This is a genomic window from Paeniglutamicibacter sp., assembly GCF_046714615.1.
GTDB lineage: Bacteria > Actinomycetota > Actinomycetes > Actinomycetales > Micrococcaceae > Paeniglutamicibacter.
Genome location: NZ_JBKKAP010000154.1, coordinates 17,943 through 38,110, shown reverse-complemented (window position 1 = coordinate 38,110; position 20,168 = coordinate 17,943). Strand labels below are relative to the sequence as shown.

At 69.8% G+C, this 20,168-nt stretch carries 16 protein-coding genes; 15 read left to right on the top strand and 1 reads right to left on the bottom strand.

What is annotated here, in order from left to right; translation table 11 throughout:
* Nucleotides 1–99 precede the first annotated feature (99 nt).
* From ACLQ7E_RS18790 to ACLQ7E_RS18730, 13 genes are all read left to right on the top strand, one after another.
* The gene (locus ACLQ7E_RS18790) at nucleotides 100–489 is read left to right on the top strand and encodes a DUF488 domain-containing protein (RefSeq protein ID WP_411734101.1); all 390 of its coding nucleotides are present in this window, start codon (nucleotides 100–102) and stop codon (nucleotides 487–489) included.
* A gap of 70 nt (nucleotides 490–559) precedes the next feature.
* Nucleotides 560–1,330, top strand: a complete 771-nt coding sequence (locus ACLQ7E_RS18785) for an SDR family oxidoreductase (RefSeq protein ID WP_411734100.1) — start codon at nucleotides 560–562, stop codon at nucleotides 1,328–1,330.
* Nucleotides 1,327–2,067 (top strand): sirohydrochlorin chelatase, encoded by a 741-nt coding sequence (locus ACLQ7E_RS18780; RefSeq protein WP_411734099.1) that lies wholly within the window; start codon nucleotides 1,327–1,329, stop codon nucleotides 2,065–2,067. Before ACLQ7E_RS18785 ends, ACLQ7E_RS18780 begins: the two co-directional genes overlap by 4 nt.
* A 76-nt stretch (nucleotides 2,068–2,143) precedes the next feature.
* On the top strand, nucleotides 2,144–3,859 hold the full coding sequence (locus tag ACLQ7E_RS18775) for a nitrite/sulfite reductase (RefSeq protein ID WP_411734098.1): 1,716 nt from the start codon (nucleotides 2,144–2,146) through the stop codon (nucleotides 3,857–3,859).
* Nucleotides 3,856–4,578, top strand: coding sequence for a phosphoadenylyl-sulfate reductase (locus ACLQ7E_RS18770; RefSeq protein WP_411734097.1), 723 nt, complete (start codon nucleotides 3,856–3,858; stop codon nucleotides 4,576–4,578). The genes ACLQ7E_RS18775 and ACLQ7E_RS18770 overlap by 4 nt, the downstream gene beginning before the upstream one ends.
* 47 nt (nucleotides 4,579–4,625) lie before the next feature.
* Nucleotides 4,626–5,564: a sulfate adenylyltransferase subunit CysD gene (gene cysD, locus ACLQ7E_RS18765; protein WP_411734096.1), complete on the top strand. Its 939-nt coding sequence runs from the start codon at nucleotides 4,626–4,628 to the stop codon at nucleotides 5,562–5,564.
* Nucleotide 5,565: 1 nt separating this feature from the next.
* A complete protein-coding gene (locus ACLQ7E_RS18760) occupies nucleotides 5,566–6,945 on the top strand; it encodes a sulfate adenylyltransferase subunit 1 (RefSeq protein WP_411734095.1) in 1,380 nt (459 codons plus the stop codon).
* 78 nt (nucleotides 6,946–7,023) lie between these two features.
* Nucleotides 7,024–8,154, top strand: coding sequence for an ABC transporter substrate-binding protein (locus ACLQ7E_RS18755; RefSeq protein ID WP_411734094.1), 1,131 nt, complete (start codon nucleotides 7,024–7,026; stop codon nucleotides 8,152–8,154).
* Nucleotides 8,151–8,873: an ABC transporter ATP-binding protein gene (locus tag ACLQ7E_RS18750; protein ID WP_411734093.1), complete on the top strand. Its 723-nt coding sequence runs from the start codon at nucleotides 8,151–8,153 to the stop codon at nucleotides 8,871–8,873. The genes ACLQ7E_RS18755 and ACLQ7E_RS18750 overlap by 4 nt, the downstream gene beginning before the upstream one ends.
* The gene (locus ACLQ7E_RS18745) at nucleotides 8,863–9,831 is read left to right on the top strand and encodes an ABC transporter permease (protein WP_411734092.1); all 969 of its coding nucleotides are present in this window, start codon (nucleotides 8,863–8,865) and stop codon (nucleotides 9,829–9,831) included. The genes ACLQ7E_RS18750 and ACLQ7E_RS18745 overlap by 11 nt, the downstream gene beginning before the upstream one ends.
* Nucleotides 9,832–9,917: 86 nt before the next feature.
* A complete protein-coding gene (cobA, locus tag ACLQ7E_RS18740) occupies nucleotides 9,918–11,186 on the top strand; it encodes a uroporphyrinogen-III C-methyltransferase (RefSeq protein ID WP_411734091.1) in 1,269 nt (422 codons plus the stop codon).
* Nucleotides 11,187–11,239: 53 nt separating this feature from the next.
* The gene (locus ACLQ7E_RS18735) at nucleotides 11,240–12,745 is read left to right on the top strand and encodes an FAD-dependent oxidoreductase (RefSeq protein ID WP_411734090.1); all 1,506 of its coding nucleotides are present in this window, start codon (nucleotides 11,240–11,242) and stop codon (nucleotides 12,743–12,745) included.
* Between the two features lie 196 nt (nucleotides 12,746–12,941).
* Complete coding sequence (locus tag ACLQ7E_RS18730; RefSeq protein WP_411734089.1) at nucleotides 12,942–13,316, top strand: DUF898 family protein; 375 nt, start codon at nucleotides 12,942–12,944, stop codon at nucleotides 13,314–13,316.
* Nucleotides 13,317–13,374: 58 nt separating this feature from the next.
* On the opposite strand, the gene ACLQ7E_RS18725 is transcribed toward ACLQ7E_RS18730, so the two are convergent.
* Nucleotides 13,375–15,099 (bottom strand): DUF222 domain-containing protein, encoded by a 1,725-nt coding sequence (locus ACLQ7E_RS18725; protein WP_411734088.1) that lies wholly within the window; start codon nucleotides 15,097–15,099, stop codon nucleotides 13,375–13,377.
* A 399-nt stretch (nucleotides 15,100–15,498) separates the two neighbouring features.
* Between ACLQ7E_RS18725 and ileS the strand changes: the two genes are divergently transcribed.
* Together ileS and ACLQ7E_RS18715 are read left to right on the top strand one after the other, a co-directional pair.
* Nucleotides 15,499–18,804 carry an isoleucine--tRNA ligase gene (ileS, locus tag ACLQ7E_RS18720; RefSeq protein WP_411734087.1) on the top strand — a complete coding sequence of 1,102 codons (3,306 nt, stop codon included), beginning with the start codon at nucleotides 15,499–15,501 and terminating at the stop codon, nucleotides 18,802–18,804.
* Nucleotides 18,801–20,165, top strand: a complete 1,365-nt coding sequence (locus tag ACLQ7E_RS18715) for a bifunctional folylpolyglutamate synthase/dihydrofolate synthase (protein WP_411734086.1) — start codon at nucleotides 18,801–18,803, stop codon at nucleotides 20,163–20,165. The genes ileS and ACLQ7E_RS18715 overlap by 4 nt, the downstream gene beginning before the upstream one ends.
* Nucleotides 20,166–20,168 lie beyond the last annotated feature (3 nt).

The following is a 20,168-nucleotide window of genomic DNA, read 5'->3' as shown; positions in this document are numbered from 1 at the left end:
GGGCCGGGCAAGTGCTTCCAGTATGTCGCCGCCGCGGCGGGAATCCGCGCATTTGGCGCCGTCGTGGACGATTCACCCCGCCCGCCATACGCTGTAGCCATGGGTACCTTTCGATTGTTGCGCGCCTACGAGCCCGCCGATGGCGGCTATCGGATCCTGGTTGACCGCCTGTGGCCACGCGGACTCAGCAAGGAGCGGGCGGCGCTCGATGACTGGGCCAAGGACGTTGCACCCTCGACCGCCCTGCGCGTCGCATTCAGCCACAAGGCAGAGCGGTTCACGGAGTTCACCGACCACTACCGCCACGAGCTGGAACTGGGCTCCGCCGCCGAAGGGGCCCAACGCCTGCTGGGGATCGCGAGCGAGCATCAGGACGTGGTGCTGCTCTACGCCGCCCGCGACACCGTGCACAACCACGCCGTCGTGCTTCTGGACTTCCTGCGAGAGGCGCAACAGGCGAGCTTGAACGGGACGGGGCCCGGGGCCTGAGGCTTCCCCCGGGTGCCACGGAACGACATTGCGCTTGGGGACCGGCCGCCGCGCTGGATAGGCTTTGGTCATGTCATCACAGAATCCAGTCATCCAGCACGCAGCCGTCGTCACCGGGGCCTCCAGCGGCATCGGGGAAGCCACCGTACGCGCCCTGACCGCCGCCGGGTGGAAGGTCTACGCAGTTGCCCGCCGCGCCGAGCGGCTTGCGGCGCTCGCCGAGGAAACCGGTGCTGTGCCCGTTCCCGCGGACGTGACCGACGACGCCCAGGTCGCCGGGCTGCTTGCCGCGGTGACGGCCGGCGGCGGCATCGACACGCTCATCAACATCGCCGGCGGAGCCCGCGGCGCCGACTACCTGGCCGAGGCCAAGAACGAGGACTGGGACTTCATGCTCCAAGCCAACGTCATGGGCACCATGAAGATGACCCGCGCGTTCCTGCCGATGCTGCGCGCCCACGGCGAGGGAACCGTGCTCAACCTGACCTCGACCGCCGGGCTGGTCAGCTACGAGGGCGGTTCGGGCTACAACGCGGCCAAGGCAGCGCAGCGCGCGCTCACCCAGGCGCTGCGACTGGAGGAGGTCGAGCACAACGTGCGGGTCATCGAGGTGCTGCCCGGCCTGGTGCACACCGAGGAATTTGCCCTGCGCCGGATGGGCGGGGACCGCGAGAAGGCCCGGAAGGCCTACGCCGGGGTGGCCAAGCCGCTGAGGGCCGAGGACGTGGCAGACATCGTCTCCTACGCCGTCAACGCCCCGCACCACGTGAACCTGGACGAGATCGTCGTCCGCCCGGTGGCACAGGCCGCTGCCCACAAGCTGATCCGCGGCCAGGCGTGAGCGGCCCCGCCGCGGGCACCGGGCCGCGGCGGCTGCACGTGGTGGCCTGTGCCCACGGCACCGACAATCCCGAGGGGCGCCGGCTCGTGAACGGGCTGCGCGCGGACCTGGCCGCGGTGCTTGCCGCCGACGGGATCGACGCGGTGATCCACGAGGCCTATGTCGACGTGCAGGACCCCCGGCTGGAGGCCGTGCTCGCCGCACTGCCGCCCGGAGAGGACGCCATCGTGGCGCCCCTGCTGCTCTCGGAGGGCTTCCACACCTCGGTGGACATCGCCAACGCGGTGGCCACCCGGGCGCACACCCGAACCAGTGCGCCGCTGGGCCCGGACCCCCGGATGGCCACGGTGCTGGCCAAGCGGCTGGCCCAGGCCGGCCACCAACCCGTGGACGCCGTGGTGCTCGCCGCTGCAGGCACCCGCATCGAGGTCGGGCAGCAGCAGGCAGCCCGGATGGCCGCGGCCCTTGCCGAGGAGCTGGGCCTGGAGGTCGCCGTGGCGTATTGCTCGGCTGCCGCGCCGTCGGTGCCCGATGCGGTGGCCGCCTTGCGCGCCGCCGGGGCGCGGCGGGTGGGCATCGCTTCCTTCCTGCTGGCGCCCGGATTCTTCCACGACAGGCTGGCCGGCGCCGGGGCCGACTATGTTACGGCGGCGCTGCTTCCGAGCGTCACAATCGCGAAATGTGTCGCCGGAAGACTTGCCGAGGCCCTCGCCCAGGGCTCTTCCGACACCGAATAGGTCGCCGGGTTACGGCATGACGCGGTAGGTCGGCGGCGTTGGCGGGACGCCGCCGACCGGCCCTAGTGTCGTAGCCATGACACAGGCAACCGACACCCCGGAACGCACCCGGCCCGCCCGCCCGGCGAGCAAGCCGCACGGACAGTGGAAGATCGACGGCACCGAGCCGCTGAACGCCAATGAGGCGTTCAAGGCGGACGACAATGGGCTGAACGTGCGCGAGCGCATCGAAAACGTCTACGCCCAGGGCGGGTTCGACTCCATCGACCCCAACGACCTGCACGGCCGCTTCCGCTGGTGGGGTCTTTACACCCAGCGCAAGCCAGGCATCGACGGCGGGCGCACCGCCACCCTGGAACCGCACGAGCTCGAGGACCGCTACTTCATGCTCCGGGTGCGCATCGACGGCGGCACCCTTTCCACCGAACAGCTGCGCACCATCGGGCAGATCTCCCGGGACTTTGCCCGGGACACCGCCGATGTGACTGACCGACAGAACATCCAGCTGCACTGGATCGATGTGGTGGACGTGCCGGAAATCTGGCGCCGGCTCGAGGCCGTGGGCCTGGACACCACCGAGGCCTGCGGCGACGTGCCCCGTGTCATCCTCGGTTCCCCCGTGGCCGGCATCGCGAAGGACGAGATCCTGGACCCGACCCCGGTCATCGCCGAGATCCGTGAGCGCTTCATCGGGGATCCCGAACTGGCGAACCTGCCGCGCAAATTCAAGACAGCCATCTCCGGTCACCCGTCCCAGGACGTGGTCCACGAGATCAACGACATCGCGCTCATCGCCGCCATTCACCCCGAGCTCGGACCCGGTTATGACCTATGGGTCGGCGGCGGACTGTCAACCAACGCCCGACTGGCCGAGCGGCTTGGCGCCTTTATCCGCCCCGAGATCGCCGCGGATGTGTGGCTGGGTGTCATCTCGATCTTCCGCGACTACGGGTACCGGCGTTTGCGCAACAAGGCGCGGCTGAAGTTCCTGATGGCCGACTGGGGACCGGCGCGCTTCCGCGAAGTGCTGGAAACCGAGTACCTGGGATATGCCCTGCCCGACGGACCGGTGCCGGATGCCCCCACCACGCCGGGGGACCACGTGGGAATCCACGAGCAGAAGGACGGACGCTTCTACATCGGCGCCAGCCCGAACGCCGGCCGGCTCTCCGGCACGCTGCTGCTGGAACTGGCGGACCTGCTGGAGCGCCACGGCTCCAAGCGCTTGCGCACCACCCCGCACCAGAAGCTGCTGGCCCTGGATATCCCGGGTGAATCGGTGGCCGCCGCCGCCGCAGAGCTTGATGCCCTGGGCCTGGCCACGGCTCCCTCGATCTTCCGCCGCTCCGCGATTGCCTGCACCGGCATCGAATTCTGCAAGCTGGCGATCGTTGACACCAAGGACACCACCATCGCGGCGGTGGCCGAACTCGAAGCACGCTTCGCCGCCAAATCGGCGGTGCGGCTGCCCGCGGCACTGAGCCTGCACGTGAACGGCTGCCCCAACTCCTGCGCCCGCATTCAGACCGCCGACATCGGGCTCAAGGGCCAACTGCTGCCCGACGGGAACGGCGGGCAGACCCCCGGCTTCCAGGTCCACCTGGGCGGGGGACTTGCCTCCACCGAACGCGGGGAGGCGGGGCTGGGCCGCACCGTGCGCGGACTCAAGGTCACCGCAGACCAGCTGCCCGACTACATCGAACGAGTACTGGAAAACTACTCGGCCGGTTCCCAGGACGGCGAATCCTTCGCCACCTGGTCACACCGCGCCGCGGATGAGGACGTTGTATGAGGGCCGCCGATCTAAAGACCGCCGACCCGATTGCCGCCGACCGGGCGCTGGCCGAGGCAGGCGCCGCCGAACTGGGCTTCGACGCCTCCGCCACCGAGGTCATCGCCTGGGTGAAACGCAACTTCTCCACCGCCGAGGTAGCAGTCGCCTGCTCGATGGCCGACGCGGTGCTGCCGGCGGTCGTCGCCGAGCAACTGCCCGGGGTCGACGTGCTCTTCCTGGAGACCGGCTACCACTTCGCCGAAACCCACGCGACCCGCAACGAGGTCGCTGCTTCCCTGGACGTGCGGATCATCGACGTCCTCCCGTTGCGCACCGTTGCGGAGCAGGACGCCGAGTTCGGGCCCAGGCTCCACGAGCGCGACCCTGCAACCTGCTGCAGGCTGCGCAAGATGGAGCCGCTGGCCAAGGCACTTGCCGGTTACCGGCTCTGGTTCACCGGGGTCCGCCGGGAAGAGGCACCCACCCGCACCAACACCCCGCTGATCACCTGGGATGCGGCGCACTCGCTGATCAAGGTCAACCCGCTGGCCGGGTGGAGCTTCGATGAGTTGATCGGCCACGCCGCGGCCAACAGCGTCCCGGTGAACCTGCTGCTCTCCAACGGCTACCCGTCGATCGGCTGCGCCCCCTGCACCCAGCCGGTGGCCGAGGGCGAAGACCCGCGCGCCGGGCGCTGGGCCGGGGTCGCCAAGACCGAATGCGGCATCCACCAATGACCCTCGCCCGCACCCCCTACCACTTCCCACCTTCCAAGGAGCCAGAGATGAGCACCACAGCACCGGGGATCATCCCGCCGGGGACCACCGCGCCGGCCACCGACGTGCTCGACGCGTTGGAGGCGGAATCCATCCACATCCTGCGCGAAGTCGTCGCCGAGTTCGAACGCCCCGCCATGCTCTTCTCCGGCGGCAAGGACTCGGTGGTGATGCTGCACCTGGCCACCAAGGCCTTCTGGCCCGGGGTCGTCCCCTTCCCGGTGCTGCACGTGGACACCGGACACAACTTCGATGAGGTCATTGCCTTCCGGGACCAGACTGTCCAGGAGCTGGGGCTGCGCCTGGAGGTGGCACGGGTGCAGGATTACATCGACGATGGCCGGCTCACCGAGCGCGCCGACGGGACCCGCAACCCGCTGCAGACCACCCCGCTGCTCGACGCCATCGCCGCCAACAAGTTTGATGTGCTCTTTGGCGGCGGACGCCGCGACGAGGACAAGGCGCGGGCCAAGGAACGCATCCTCTCGCTGCGCGACGAGTTCGGCCAGTGGGATCCGCGCAACCAGCGTCCCGAACTGTGGAACCTGTACAACGGGCGCCACACCCCGGGACAGCATGTGCGGGCCTTCCCCATCAGCAACTGGACCGAACTGGACATCTGGCGCTACATCGAACGCGAAGACATCGCCCTTCCCTCCCTCTACTACGCCCACGAGCGCGAGGTCTTTGAGCACTCCGGGATGTGGCGGGCGGTGGGCGAATTCAGCCGGCCGGGCATTGGCGTTCCCACGCAGCGCCGCACGGTGCGTTACCGCACCGTGGGGGACATGTCCTGCACCGGTGCGGTGCTCTCCAACGCGTTTACGACCGCGGACGTTATCCGCGAGGTGGCCACCACCACCATCACCGAACGCGGGGCCACCCGCGCGGACGACCGCATCTCCGAGGCGGCCATGGAAGACCGCAAGAAGGACGGGTATTTCTAAGATGAGCACCACGAACCTGGACACTGCATTGGACACCACCTTGGATACCGACGCACCCCGGCTCGGTCGACGCGGGCTCTTCCGCTTCGCCACCGCCGGCTCGGTCGACGACGGCAAGTCGACGCTCGTCGGCCGGCTGCTGCACGACGCCAAGGTGGTCCTCGCCGACACCCTGGAGACCCTGGCCCGGACCTCCGCCGCCAGCGGCTTCGGCGGCGGGGACGGCACCCTGGACCTGGCGCTGCTCACCGACGGACTGCGCGCCGAACGCGAACAGGGCATCACCATCGACGTGGCCTACCGCTACTTCTCCACCGGTGAGCGCTCCTTCGTGCTCGCCGACTGCCCCGGACACGTGCAGTACACGCGCAACACCGTCACCGGCGCCTCCACCGCGGACGCGGCCATCGTGCTCATCGACGCCCGCAAGGGGGTGCTCGAGCAGACCCGCCGCCACCTGGGCGTCATCGGCCTGCTGCGCGTGCCCAACGTGGTCATTGCGGTGAACAAGATCGACCTGATCGACTACGACGGCGAACGCTTTGCCGACATCGCCGCCGACGTGGCACGGGTCGCCGCCGGGCTGGGGCTGCCGGCCCCGCACACCCTGCCGGTCTCCGCCCTGGTGGGGGACAACGTGGTGGAGCGCTCCGCACACACCCCCTGGTACACCGGGGACACGCTGCTGGGACTGCTCGAATCCCTGCCCACCCGCGACGAGCAGGACACCGTGGCCGAGGCCTTCCGCTTCCCGGTCCAGCTGGTGCTGCGCCCGCAGGGCGCGCTGGCCCCGGGGCTGGACGCCGCGGTCTTCCGCGACTACCGCGCCTACGCCGGCTCCATCGCCGCGGGCTCCATCGCCGTGGGGGACGCCGTCACCATCGCCACTCCGGGGCAGCCGCGCCGGGAGACCACCATCGTGGGGATCGACGCAGCGGGGGTTGCGCTGGCTTCCGCCGCGGCGCCGGCCTCGGTGGCGCTGCGGCTTGCCGACGAGCTGGACATCGCCCGCGGGGACACCATCGCCGGCACAGGCACCCTGCCGGACTCCTCGGCGGACCTCTACGCCCAGCTGTGCTGGCTTTCGCCGAAAACGCTGCACCCCGGCGCAACCGTGCTGATCAAGCACGGGACCGCGACGGTGCGCGCGAAGGTCGCCGCCATCGAGGGCCGGCTGGACCTGGAGGACTTCGGGCTGCTTCCCGCCGACGGGCTGGAACTGAACGACATCGGCACGGTGACACTGCGGCTGGCCAGCGAACTGCCCACCGAGCCCTACGCGCACCACCACCGCACCGGGGCGTTCCTGGTCATCGACCCGCAGGACGGCAACACGCTGGCCGCCGGGCTGGTTGGCGAGAGGCCAGCCACCGCGGGCTAGCCTCCGCACCCCGGCCGCCACCCCGCACTTCGACCACCCCGATCCCGCACCACACCGACAGAGAAGGACACCCGCGCCATGGACACCATCCGGTACACCGCCGAGGGACCGCGCCGCGGCCCCGGCCGGCGGGCCCTGCTCGCCGGCGGCACCGGGCTGCTGGGCCTGCTGGTGCTTGGTGCCGCAGCCACCACCGCGGTGCCGCGGCCCGGGGCTGCGGGGAACGCCGCCGCCGGGCCCGCGGGCACGCTGCGGCTGGGTTTCTTCGCCAACCTGACCCACGCGCCGGCGCTGGTCGGCACCGCCCGGGGGCTCTTCGCCCGGGAGCTTGGTGGATCGGGGACGCAGCTGGCCACCAGCGTGTTCGGTGCCGGACCTGCAGCCGTCGAGGCGCTGAACGCAGGGGCCATCGATGCTGCCTACCTGGGACCGAACCCGGCGATCGCCGCGTTCGCCTCCAGCGGCGGGCAGGGGTTGCGCGTGCTGGCAGGGGCAGCTGCGGGAGGTGCCCAGCTGGTGGTCCGGGCCGGTATCGCCAACGCCGCGGCGCTGCGCGGCAGAACCCTGGCCACCCCGCAGCTCGGCGGCACCCAGGACGTCGCGCTGCGGACCTGGCTTTCCACCCAGGGACTGCGGACCGACTTGCGCGGCGGGGAGGTGTCCATCACCCCGACGGCCAACGCCCAGACTCTGGAACTCTTCCGATCCGGGGCCATCGACGGGGCCTGGCTGCCCGAACCGTGGGCCTCCCGGCTGGTGCTGGAGGCCGGCGCGAAGGTGCTCATCGACGAGGCCGAGCTGTGGGACGGGGCGGCGACCGGAGCGCCGGGGCTGTTCCCGACCACGGTGCTCGCCGTGTCCCCGGCCTTCGCAGCGCGCCATCCGGAAACCGTCGACGCCCTGCTGCGCGGCCATCTTGCCGCGCTTGACTGGATCAACACCGCCAAGCGCGCCGACGTGCTGGAGACGCTGAACGCCCGGCTCGCCGAGAGCGCCGGCGCCGCCCTGGCCCCTGCAGTGCTGCAACGCGCGCTGGGCAATCTTGACTTCACCGCCGACCCGCTGGCAGGTGCCTACCCGCGCCTGCTGGAGCACGCCGTTGCCGCGGGGCTTGCCGAACCGGCGAGCCTGGACGGGCTGGTCGACACCGCGTTCCTTCAGCGGGCACGCGCCGCACGTTCCACCGGGACCCAGGGGGCAGCGGCATGAGCATCGTCATCGAGAACCTGTCCAAGGACTACGGCGCCGGACCGGTGCTCTCCTCGATCACCACCACGATCGCCGACGGCGAGTTCGTGGCGGTCCTGGGGGCCTCGGGGTGCGGCAAGTCCACGCTGCTGAACGTCATCGCCGGGCTGGAGCCGCCGAGTGCAGGTTCCGTGAGCGTCCCTGCCGGCGGGGCCGCATTCATGTTCCAGGACGCGGCGCTGCTGCCCTGGCTCACCGCCAGGGCCAACATCGAACTCGCCCTGGAACTGCGCGGGGTCCCGCGCGCCGCACGCGCCAGGCGCGCCAATGAGCTGCTGAAGCTGGTTCACCTGGGCGATGCCGGCGCCAAGCGCCCGCACGAGCTCTCCGGGGGCATGCGCCAGCGCGCCTCGCTGGCCCGGGCCCTGGGCCAGGACCGTCCGGTGCTGCTGATGGACGAGCCGTTCGCCGCCCTGGATGCGATCACCCGGGACCTTTTGCACGAGGAACTCGAGCGGATCTGGCGCGCCCACCGGCGCACCGTGGTGTTCGTGACCCACAACGTCCGCGAGGCCGTGCGGCTGGGCCAGCGGGTCCTGCTGCTCTCCTCGCGCCCCGGACGGGTCGCCGCCCAGTGGGAGATCGCCGAGCACGTGCGCACCGATCCGGCCGCGCAGGCCGCCCTGACCCGGGACATCACGCAGAGGCTACGCGAGGAGATCCGCCACCATGCCCACTAGTATCACTTCCGCGACCGCGACCGCCATCGCCCGCGAACGCATCACCGCCTGCGCCGGAGACCCGGCTCCGGCCGATGACATCGAGGACCCGGACAACCCGGAGCACCCGGACAGCCTGGGCGAACTCGAGGCCGGCCTGGACAGGTTGCAGGACACCCCGGCCACCTCCCGGCCGCCGGTCGGCCGGATCCTGCTGCCGCTGGGCACCCTCGCGGGCCTGCTGAGCCTGTGGCAACTGGCCGCCTGGTTCGGTTCGCCGCGCGCGGACCTTTTCCCCGGCCCGCTCGAGGTGCTGGGCACCGCCGCGGAACTTGCTGCCGACGGACGGCTGGCCGAAGCGGTGTTCACCTCGCTGCAGCGCGGGGTGCTCGGCTTCCTGCTGGCCCTGGCCATCGGCACGCCGCTGGGACTCTTGCTCTCGGCCTCCGCGACCCTGCGCCGCGGCCTCGGCCCGCTGGTCTCGGGCCTGCAGGTGCTCCCCAGTGTCGCCTGGGTGCCGGCCGCCATCATCTGGTTCGGCCTCACCGACGCCACCGTCTTCTTCGTGGTGCTGATGGGTGCAACGCCCTCGATCGTCAATGGATTCCTCTCCGGCGTGGATACCGTCCCGCCGCAATACCGCCGGCTCGGCACCGTGTTGGGGGCCAGCCGCACCCAGCAACTGCTGCGCATCGTGCTGCCCGCGGCCCTGCCCGGCTACCTGGCCGGACTCAAGCAGGGCTGGGCGTTCTCCTGGCGCTCGCTGATGGCCGCGGAGATCATCGCCGTCGGCGGGTCCATCGGCTTCGGCCTGGGGTCGCTGCTGCAACAAGGCCGCGACCTGTCGCAGATGGCGGTGGTCGTCTCCGCGATCATGGCCATCCTTGCCGTCGGCATCGCCGTCGAACTGCTGGTCTTCGCCCCGCTGGAGCGCAGGCTGCTGCGCCGCCGCGGCCTGGCCCCCGGAGCAACCCGATGAACCGCCCGCCGACCCCGCGGACCCCGCCGACGTCGCCGAACCCGCGCCACACACCCACGACCTTCCACTACCGGCAGGAGCCGAGCATGAGCCAGTCAACCGCACGCCGCGAGGCACCCATCCACCCGCTGGCGCTGCGCCTTTCCGGCAAGGCAGTGCTCTGCGTCGGCGCCGGAGCCGTGGCCGAGCGCCGGGTCAACCAGCTGCTCGACGCCGGCGCCCTGGTCACCGTGATCGCCCCCGCTGCCGTGGCGGGAATCGCCGCGGCAGCCGACTCCGGGCAGCTTCTCTGGCTGCGCCGCGGCTACGTGCCCGGGGACCTGGAGGGCATGTGGCTGGCCCACACCGCCACCGGGGACCTGGCGCTGGACGCGCGGGTGGCCGCCGACGCGGAAGAGCTGCGGATCTGGTGCGTCAACGCCTCGGACCACGCCGCCTCGAGCGCCTGGACCCCCGCCGTCGCCCGGACCGGGGACGGGATCACCGTCGCCGTCACCGCCGGCGGGGACCCCCGCCGGGCCGCCGGGCTGCGCAACGCCATCGCCCTGGCGGCCGACACCGGACTCCTGCCGCTGCGCCGCCACCGCTCCGGCACCGGCTCCGTGGCCCTGGTCGGGGGAGGTCCGGGGGATCCCGGGCTGATCACCGTGAAGGGGCGCCGGCTGCTGGCCGCCGCCGACGTCGTGGTCGCCGACCGGCTCGGCCCGCGCGACCTGCTTTCGGAGCTTGACCCGTCCGTGCGCATCATTGAGGTCGGCAAGGCCCCGGGGGACCACCTGGCCTCCCAGGACGAGATCAACGCGGTGCTGGTGCGTGAGGCGCGGGCCGGGAACCGGGTGGTCCGGCTCAAGGGCGGGGACCCGTTCGTGCTGGGCCGCGGCGGCGAGGAGGCTGCACACTGCCGCGAGAACGGCGTCGCCGTCGAGGTCGTGCCGGGGGTGACCAGTGCGGTCTCCGTCCCGGCTGCAGCCGGGATCCCCGTCACCCACCGGGGCGTCGCCGCCGGATTCTCGATGGCCACCGGGCACGACGAACTGACGGAACTTCCGGCACGCGCGGACCACACCCTCGTCCTGCTGATGGGGGTCGCCCGGCTGGGCCGCAACACCGCCACGCTGCTGGGGCGCGGTTTGCCCGCGGACACCCCGGTGGCGGTCATCGAGCGCGGGTGGACCCCCGAACAGCGGGTCACCATCGACCGGCTCGATTCCATCGCGGCCACCGCCGAGGCCATCGGGGTGTCGAACCCCGCCGTGGTCGTCATCGGCGATGTGGTGCGGCTCAGCCCCCACGCCGTCGGCCGGCTCGCGCCTGCGCACCCGGCACAGACCAGGCAGCCGCTGCCTGTCGGCTGATCCGACGCCCCCCGAAAACACCATCAAACCCGTTGGACCCCAGGAGAACCCCCATGACCGAGAAGAACACGCCCGCCCCCGCAGGCGCTCCCGCCGCGACCCCGGCCGCCTTCGCCGCACGCCCGCTGCGCGTCGCCATCATCGGCGCCGGCCCGGCCGGCGTCTATGCCGCGGACATCCTCACCAAGGCCGAGCGCGGCTTCGAGGTCGCCATCGACCTCTTCGACCGCTACCCGGCGCCCTACGGGCTGATCCGCTACGGCGTCGCCCCCGACCACCCGCGCATCAAGGGCATCGTCAAGGCGCTGCACAAGGTGCTTGACCGCGGGGACATCCGCTTCTTCGGCAATGTCGAATACGGCACCGACCTGTCTCTGTCGGAGCTGCGCGAGCACTACGACGCGGTCATCTTCGCCACCGGCGCCATCAACGATGCCGATCTGAACATCCCCGGCATCGAGCTGGAAGGTTCCCACGGGGCCGCCGACTTCGTTTCCTGGTACGACGGACACCCGGACGTGCCGCGGGCCTGGCCGCTGCAGGCCACCGAAATCGCGGTCATCGGCAACGGCAACGTGGCCCTGGACGTCGCCCGGGTGCTCTCCAAGCACGCCGAGGACCTGCTGGTCACCGAGATCCCGGAGAACGTGTACGAGGGGCTGCGCTCCTCCCCGGTCACCGACGTGCACGTCTTTGGCCGCCGCGGCCCGGCCCAGGTCAAGTTCACCCCGCTGGAGCTGCGCGAGCTGTCCCACAGCCGCGATGTCGACATCGTGCTTTACCCCGAGGACTTCGAGTTCGACGAGGCCTCGGACGCGGCGATCAAGTCCAACAACCAGACCAAGACCATGGTCGGCACCCTCACCAACTGGCTGATCGAGCAGGAGGATCGCGAGGAGCGCGGGGCCGCCGGCGAGACGGGCCAGCGCGCCAGCCGCCGGCTGCACCTGCACTTCCTGCATTCCCCGCTCGAGATCACCGGGGAAGACGACAAGGTCACCGGCATGAAGTTCGAGCGCCAGGAGCTGGACGGGACCGGCAACGCGCGCGGGACCGGGGAGATCGTCGACTACCCGCTCCAGGCCGTCTACCGCGCCGTCGGCTACTTCGGCTCCGCGCTGCAGGACGTCGAATACGACGGCCGCACCGGCACCATCCCCAACGACGGGGGCAAGGTCCTCGACGGCGCCGGCACCCAGGTGCCCGGCCTCTACGCCACCGGCTGGATCAAGCGCGGCCCGGTCGGGCTCATCGGCCACACCAAGTCGGATGCCGCCGAAACCATCGCCCACCTGCTCAATGACCTCGCCGGGTTGCCGCCGGCCTCGGACCCCGCCCCGGATGCGGTGCCCGGCCTGCTGGATGCCAAGGGTGTTGCCTACACCAGCTGGGAAGGCTGGCTGGCACTGGATGCCCACGAACAGGCCCTCGGCGCGGCCGCGGCCCCGGCGCCCACCCACGATGGTCCCGTGCCGCGGGAACGCATCAAGGTCGTCGAGCGGGCGGAAATGGTCGCCGTCTCGCGAGCCGCGGACGAGCCGGCCCGAGCCCGCGCCTGAGCCGGCATCCCGGTCGGGGCGCGGATGTTGAGCCCCGACCGGTGATCCAGCGGATCGACACCCTTGGCACCGCTCCTTAAGGCGTTCGGCGGCGGGTGGCGGCAAAACGTGGTCGTGCCTGGTTAGGCTCCAAGGGACAGGCGCGGATGACCGGCTCATCGCCGGCCACCCGTTCGGTACCAGGGGGAGAACCATCATGAGCATGCAGGTCAGCGGAAACAACCAATCCGGAACGGGTGTAGCGGCGCTGGGGAACTTCCCGCCCGGTACATCGATATTCGAATTCCGCGGGGGAGCGGCAACGTGGTTCGGCACGCAATTGCTGGGCATGGCCATCACCATCTTTACGCTGGGGATCTGCTACCCGTTTGCGGTGGTGCTGGTGGAGCGCTGGCGGGCCAAAAACACCTTCCTGCTGGGCAGGCCGCTCCAGTTCGTCGGCGCCGGGTGGGGAATCTTCGGGTTGTGGGTGAAGTGGTTCCTGCTGTGCCTCATCACCCTGGGCATCTATTCGTTCTGGGTGTACCCGCGCCTGACGGCGTGGAAGGTCGAAAACACGGTCTTGAACTAGCCTTCGGCAGTTCTGTGCTGTACCAGCGGGCGGCCTGCCGCTCGCGATGCGGAGGGGATCAGGCCGCCCGCTGGGGTTCCGCGGCGGGGTGGAACATCCAGTTGCGCCGAGGTATTTGCAAGGGATCGCGGGATCTGGGCAGGATGACATGCGGGATACCGCGGATCATCTCGATCCGGAATTTGCCGGCGTGGTAGGCCTGGTGGCATATCGGGCAAAGCAGGCAGCCGCGTGAGACATCTGTCCTGCCACCGAGATTCCAGGCATCCAGGTGGTGCGCCTCGCAACGGTTGGGCGGCATGGTGCACCCGGGGTTGGCGCAGCCCTTGTCGCGGACGGCGATGGCGCGGCGTTGGGCCCGGTTGAAGTATCTTCGGGTCCGCCCAAGCTCGAGCGGGACCCCGGCGCCGTCCAGCACGATCGGGACGATCCCGGCATTGCAGGCGATGCGCCGGCAGCTGGCTGCCGAAATGTCTTCGCCGTGGTCGGTCACCCCTGCCGCATCGAGTTGGCCCATGAACGTTTCCAGGTTGATGGTGATGTTCATCGTGAAGTTGGGGGCCAACGGCATTTGGGCGTCGGCGGCATTGCCCTCCGGGGCCCCGGGTTCCACCGGGCTGGTGGCAATCCTCAGAGCGTCGAGGAAGAACTGGTGCAGCCGCCGGGCACGCTGCCGGGTCAGCGCCTGTTCAATGGTTTCCCCGGGGCGGATTTCCGTCGTCGGGTCAAGTTCCGGCGCAATGCCGAGGTCGGTGAATCCGGCGGTGGGTCGCTGTCCCACCGGGATGTTCGGGTCGATGGCCCATTCGGGGATTGGCGGGCCCGCCTCCGGTGCCGGTGCGGCCGGTGTGCCGGCCTTGGTCTTGGGGCTGTTGAGGATGTCCGCGGCCGTGGCCAACAGTTCGTGGCCCTCGGCCGTGGTGATGACCTTGTACTCGTAGCCCTTGCGCGTGTGGCCTAGATAATAGGCGCCGACGAAGAGGTCTTCCACGGCCTCGCGGGCGGTGGCTGCAGCCTCGTCGTTGAGGCGTTTGGCCTGGTCCTTGAGCAACTTCGCGGTGCCCTGCGCGTTGCGGGTGCGAGCGGCATCGGCCAGCTCCGCCTCCAGCTCACGGGCGGTGGACGTCCCCTCGTCGCCCTCGGCCAGGTTCGGGGCCAGGGCCTCGAACTTCTTGGCCAAGGTCGCCACGGCCTTGGGATCCGCCGCGGCATCCGTGAGCACCCGGCCCAGCAGCGGGAACTTCGGCGGGACTTTCCGGCCGTTGAACCCGATGTGCGGCAGCAGGTTCCCGGCGCTTTGTACGCGATGCTGCGCCTGGAAGTGCGTGAGGTTCAGCTGGGCCGCCAGGAAATCGGTGTCGTCGCGATACAGCGGCTTGCAACCGGGCCTGGCCGGCGCATCCTCCGGCAGTCCGGCTCCGGCGGCGAAGGCCGCGGGATCCCGAAGCGCCTCGTTGAGGGCAGCAAGCGGATCCTCCGTGATGGTGTGCAACCCGGCATCCCCGGCCTGCGAGACCGCAAGAAGCTGGCCGTAGCCCGCCTGGCGGTAGATCTCCTCGGACAGCCTGAGAAAGGCGGCCGCCCGGACCGGGGACGACCCGACCGCGGAGGCCGCCCGGTCCAGGGCCTCGCGCACCACCGGAACAAGCACCGCAAGCACGCGCAAGGCATCGACCCCAGGTCCGGGATCCGGTGCCGGGCCATGCGGGGTGTCCAGGGGGAGGGGCAACGCCGTGGAGATGGCGTCCAGCACCTTCCCGACAAGCGGTGGCGTGATGGTCATGGATCAAGCATGCGCCGGGAAGGCCGGCCGCGGGGCGGGGACGGCAAAATTGTGGATAACCCGTATCGGCGATGCCTGGATCACCGAAACCGGCGGGATTCCGCGCCGGGCGCGAAGGCGCGCTAGACTTGTGGCAATACGACGTCGACCCGGCAATCACCGGCGAGTCCTTGGAAGAACGGTGAACACCCGGCGTGCCGGGAAAGCACCCGGTAGAACCAAGCGGGTAAGCCCGTCACAGCAGTCAACGAGCGGCCAGGAACGGTCCGGGTAAATTCCGGGGCGAACCGGGCAAGCGGGGTGGTACCGCGAGGTGGAGTGACCAATTGCTTCGACTCGTCCCTGTGTTGGAGAACGCCTAAGCGTGTAAAAACGCCTTCGATCCCAGGACTGCCGCAGATGACCAGCTACCCCAAGGCCTCGACCGACCCGCATGGCGTGACGCCATCCTCTCCCCGCTTCCCGGAGATCGAGGAACGGGTCCTGTCCTACTGGAAGAACGATTCGACCTTCCAGGCCTCCATTGACGCCCGCGACGCGGGTGTCGACGGTGCCAACGAGTTCGTCTTCTACGACGGACCTCCCTTCGCCAACGGACTGCCGCACTACGGCCACCTGCTCACCGGGTACGTCAAGGACCTGGTCGCCCGCTACCAGACCCAGCGCGGCTCCCGCGTGGAGCGCCGCTTCGGCTGGGACACCCACGGACTGCCGGCCGAGCTCGAGGCCATGAAGCAGCTGGGCATGAGCGACAAGGCGCAGATCGAGGCCATGGGCATCGACAAGTTCAACGACGCCTGCCGCTCCTCCGTGATGAAGTACGCCGACGAGTGGCAGGACTACGTCACCCGCCAGGCGCGCTGGGTCGACTTCGAGAACGACTACAAGACGCTGAACGTCGAGTACATGGAATCGGTCATCTGGGCCTTCAAGCAACTGCACGAGAAGGGCCTGACCTACAAGGGCTTCCGCGTGCTGCCGTATTGCTGGCAGGACGAGACACCGCTGTCCAACCACGAGCTGCGCATGGACGACGACGTCTACAAGGACCGCCAGGACCAGACCGTCACCGTCTCCTTCCCGCTGCTTGCCGGGGAATCCGCGGTCTCGAAGGAGCTTGCCGGCGTGCAGGCCCTGGCCTGGACCACCACCCCCTGGACGCTGCCGACCAACATGGCCCTGGCCGTGGGGCCCGAGGTCGTCTACGCCGTGCTGCCCGCCGGCGAAAACGGCGTGAAGGCCTCGGATGCCACCGGCAGCTTCATGCTCGCCGAGGACCTGGTCGGCGCCTACGCCAAGGACCTGGGCTACGCCGATGCGGCAGCCGCCACCGCCGCCATCATCGCGCGCCACACCGGTGCCGACCTTGCGGGCATCAGGTACGCACCGCTCTGGGACACCTTCACCGATGTGGAGACCTGGAACACGGGCAAGGCCTGGCAGATCCTGGTTGCCGACTACGTCACCACCACCGACGGCACCGGCATCGTCCACCAGGCCCCGGCCTACGGCGAGGAGGACCAGAAGATCTGCGAGTCCGCCGGCATCCCGGTGATCCTCTCCATCGACGAGGGCGCGAAGTTCCTGCCGGTGTTCGCCGGCGGCGAGCTGGCGGAAATCGTCGGCGTGCAGGTCTTTGAGGCCAACAAGGCCATCACCAATGTGCTCAAGGGCGAAGCCCGGCTGATCAAGCAGGCCTCCTACGTGCACTCCTACCCGCACTGCTGGCGCTGCCGCACCCCGCTGATCTACCGCGCCATCTCCTCCTGGTACGTCGAGGTCACCAAGGTCAAGGACCGCATGCTGGAGTTGAACCAGCAGATCAACTGGATCCCGGAGAACGTGAAGGAAGGCCAGTTCGGCAAGTGGCTGGCCAACGCGCGGGACTGGTCGATCAGCCGCAACCGCTACTGGGGATCCCCGATCCCGGTCTGGGAATGCGACGGCGCGAACTGCACCCACCGCGAGGTCCACGGCTCGCTGGAAGAGATCAAGGCTGCCTTCGGGCGCCTGCCGCTGAACAACGAGGGGCAGCCGGACCTGCACCGCCCCTTCATCGACGACCTGGTCCGCACCCACGAGGGCTGCGTCGATGCCGGCACGCTGCGCCGGGTCGAGGACGTGCTGGATGTGTGGTTCGACTCCGGGTCGATGCCCTACGCCCAGGCGCACTACCCGTTCGAGAACAAGGAGTGGTTCGACACCCACCACCCGGCGGACTTCATCGTCGAGTACATCGGCCAGACCCGCGGCTGGTTCTACACGATGCACGTGCTCTCCACCGCGCTCTTCGACCGCCCGGCGTACAAGAACGTGATCAGCCACGGCATCGTGCTGGGCTCCGACGGGCAGAAGATGTCCAAGTCGCTGAAGAACTACCCGGACGTCAACGAGGTCCTTGACCGCGACGGCTCCGACGCCATGCGCTGGTTCCTGATGGCCTCCCCGATCCTGCGCGGCGGCAACCTGGTCGTCACCGAACAGGGCATCCGCGAGGGCGTGCGCCAGGTGCTGCTGCCGATGTGGAACGTCTGGCACTTCTTCTCCCTGTACACCAACGCGGCCAATGGCGGCGCAGGCTACGAGGCGAAGATCGCCCACAGCTCCAGCGATCCGCTCGATGCGTACATGCTCGCGGCCACCGGGGACCTGGTCCGCGAGGTCACCAAGTCGCTGGATGCCTACGACATCTCCGAGGCCGCCGAAACGATCCGCCGGTACATGGACACGCTGACCAATTGGTACGTGCGCCGGTCCCGCCAGCGCTTCTTCGACGAGGACACCCGGGCCTTCGACACGCTGTACACCGCCCTGGAGACCCTGACCCGCGTCGCGGCCCCGCTGCTGCCACTGGCGAGCGAGGAAATCTGGCGCGGACTGACCGGTGGCCGCTCGGTGCACCTGGCCGAGTGGCCCGACGCGGAGCTCTTCGTCCGCAACGATTCCCTGGTCGCCGCGATGGAGATAACCCGCAAGATCGCCTCGGTCGGCTCCTCGCTGCGCAAGGCCGCGAACCTGCGCGTACGCCTGCCGCTGGCCGGCATGAGCGTCGCGGTGCCCAACGCCGCGGCCCTGGAGGGCACCTTCGCCACGATCATCGCCGACGAGCTGAACCTGCGCTCGATCACGCTCATCGACGCGGCGGATGCCAACGCCGCGGAATACGGCATCAGCCAGCGCCTGGTCGTCAACGCGCGTGCCGCAGGCCCGCGCCTGGGCAAGAACGTGCAGGTGGCCATCAAGGGGGCCAAGTCCGGTGACTGGTCGGTGGACGATGCCGGCGTGGTCACCGCCGGGGGACTGGGGCTCCAGGAGCACGAATACACGCTCGAAACCGTCGTGGAAGCCTCCGGGGGCGAGGACACCATCGCCGCGGCGGTGCTGCCCGGCGGCGGTTTCCTGGTCCTTGATACGTTTGTCACCGAGGAGCTGGCGGCCGAGGGCACGGCACGGGACATGATCCGTGCCATCCAGTCGGCCCGCAAGGACGCCGACCTGCTGGTCGGGGACCGCATCCGCACCGAGATCACCGCCGACGCCGCCACCGTGGCGGCGCTGCACGCCAACGCCGAGCTCATCAAGGGCGAAACGCTCAGCCTCGGGCTCGTCCTGGTCGCCGGGCCCGACGGGGATGCCCCCGTCGTGAGCGTCGAAACCGTGGCCGAGGCCGAAGCCGCCGACAACGAAATGGGACCCAACACATGAGCAACACCTTTGACAGGTTCTCGGTAGAGAGCGTCTACGCCGAGCTGTTGGCGCGCGCACCGGAAAACAAGATCGAGCCGCGCATGGCGCCCATGCGCCGGGCCATGGAGATCCTCGGGGAGCCGAACAAGGCCTACCCGATCATCCACGTCACCGGCACCAACGGGAAGACCTCCACGGCGCGCATGATCGAATCCTTGCTGCGCGCCCACGACCTGCGCACCGGACGCTACTCCTCCCCGCACCTGAATTCGGTCACCGAACGCATCGCGATCGACGGGGAGTCGGTCGACGATACGACGTTCGTGCGGATCTGGGACGAGATCCGCCCCTACCTGCAGATCGTCGACGACGAGCTCGCCGCGGCGGGCGAAAACCGGCTGACCTTCTTCGAATCCGTGACCATCCTGGGCTTCGCGATCTTCGCCGACACCCCGGTGGACGTGGCGATCATCGAGGTGGGCCTGGGCGGGATCACCGACGCCACCAACGTGGGCGACGGGCAGGTCTCGGTGTTCACCCCGATCTCCCTTGACCACACCGACCTGCTGGGCGACACCGTCGAGCTGATCGCGCAGGAGAAGGCGGGCATCCTCAAGCCTGGCGGATTCCTCATCTCCTCGGCGCAGCCGGCCGATGCGGCCCAGGTGCTGCTGGAGCGCGCCCGCGAGCTCGAAACGCCCTACCGGTTCGAGGGCGTCGAGTTCGGCGTCGAAAACCGCATCGTCGCCGTCGGCGGCCAGCAACTGGACCTGCAGGGCCTGGCCGGACGCTACCCCGGCATCCTGCTGCCGCTGCACGGAGAACACCAGGCACAGAACGCGGCGGTGGCCCTGGCAGCCGTCGAGGCGTTCATCGGCGGCGGGGAAACCGCGCTGAACCACGACCTGGTCATGGAGGGCTTCGGCGCCGCCACCAGCCCCGGGCGCCTGGAGGTCATCCGCAAGGCCCCGACCGTGCTGTTGGACGCGGGGCACAACCCCGACGGCATCCGCGCCTCCGCGGCCGCGGTGAAGGAGTCCTTCGGCTTCACCAAGCTGGTGCTGGTCATCGGGATCCTGGCCGAAAAGGACGCACCGGCCATGCTCGCGCAGCTGCGCGAGTCCTACCTGGACCTCACCGAGGACATCTGCATCACGCAGTCCAATTCGCCGCGCGCCATCCCCGCCGGGGAACTGGCCACCATGGCGCTGGAGGCGGGGTTCAACGAGGAGGACCTGTTCGTCACCGAGCGCCTGGACGACGCCCTGGAGTGGGCGGTGGGACGCTCCGAGGCCGGCGAGGACTTCGGCGGCGGCGTGCTGGTCACCGGGTCCATCACCCTGGTGGGCGAGGCCCGGATGCTGCTGGGAGGGTCCTAGACA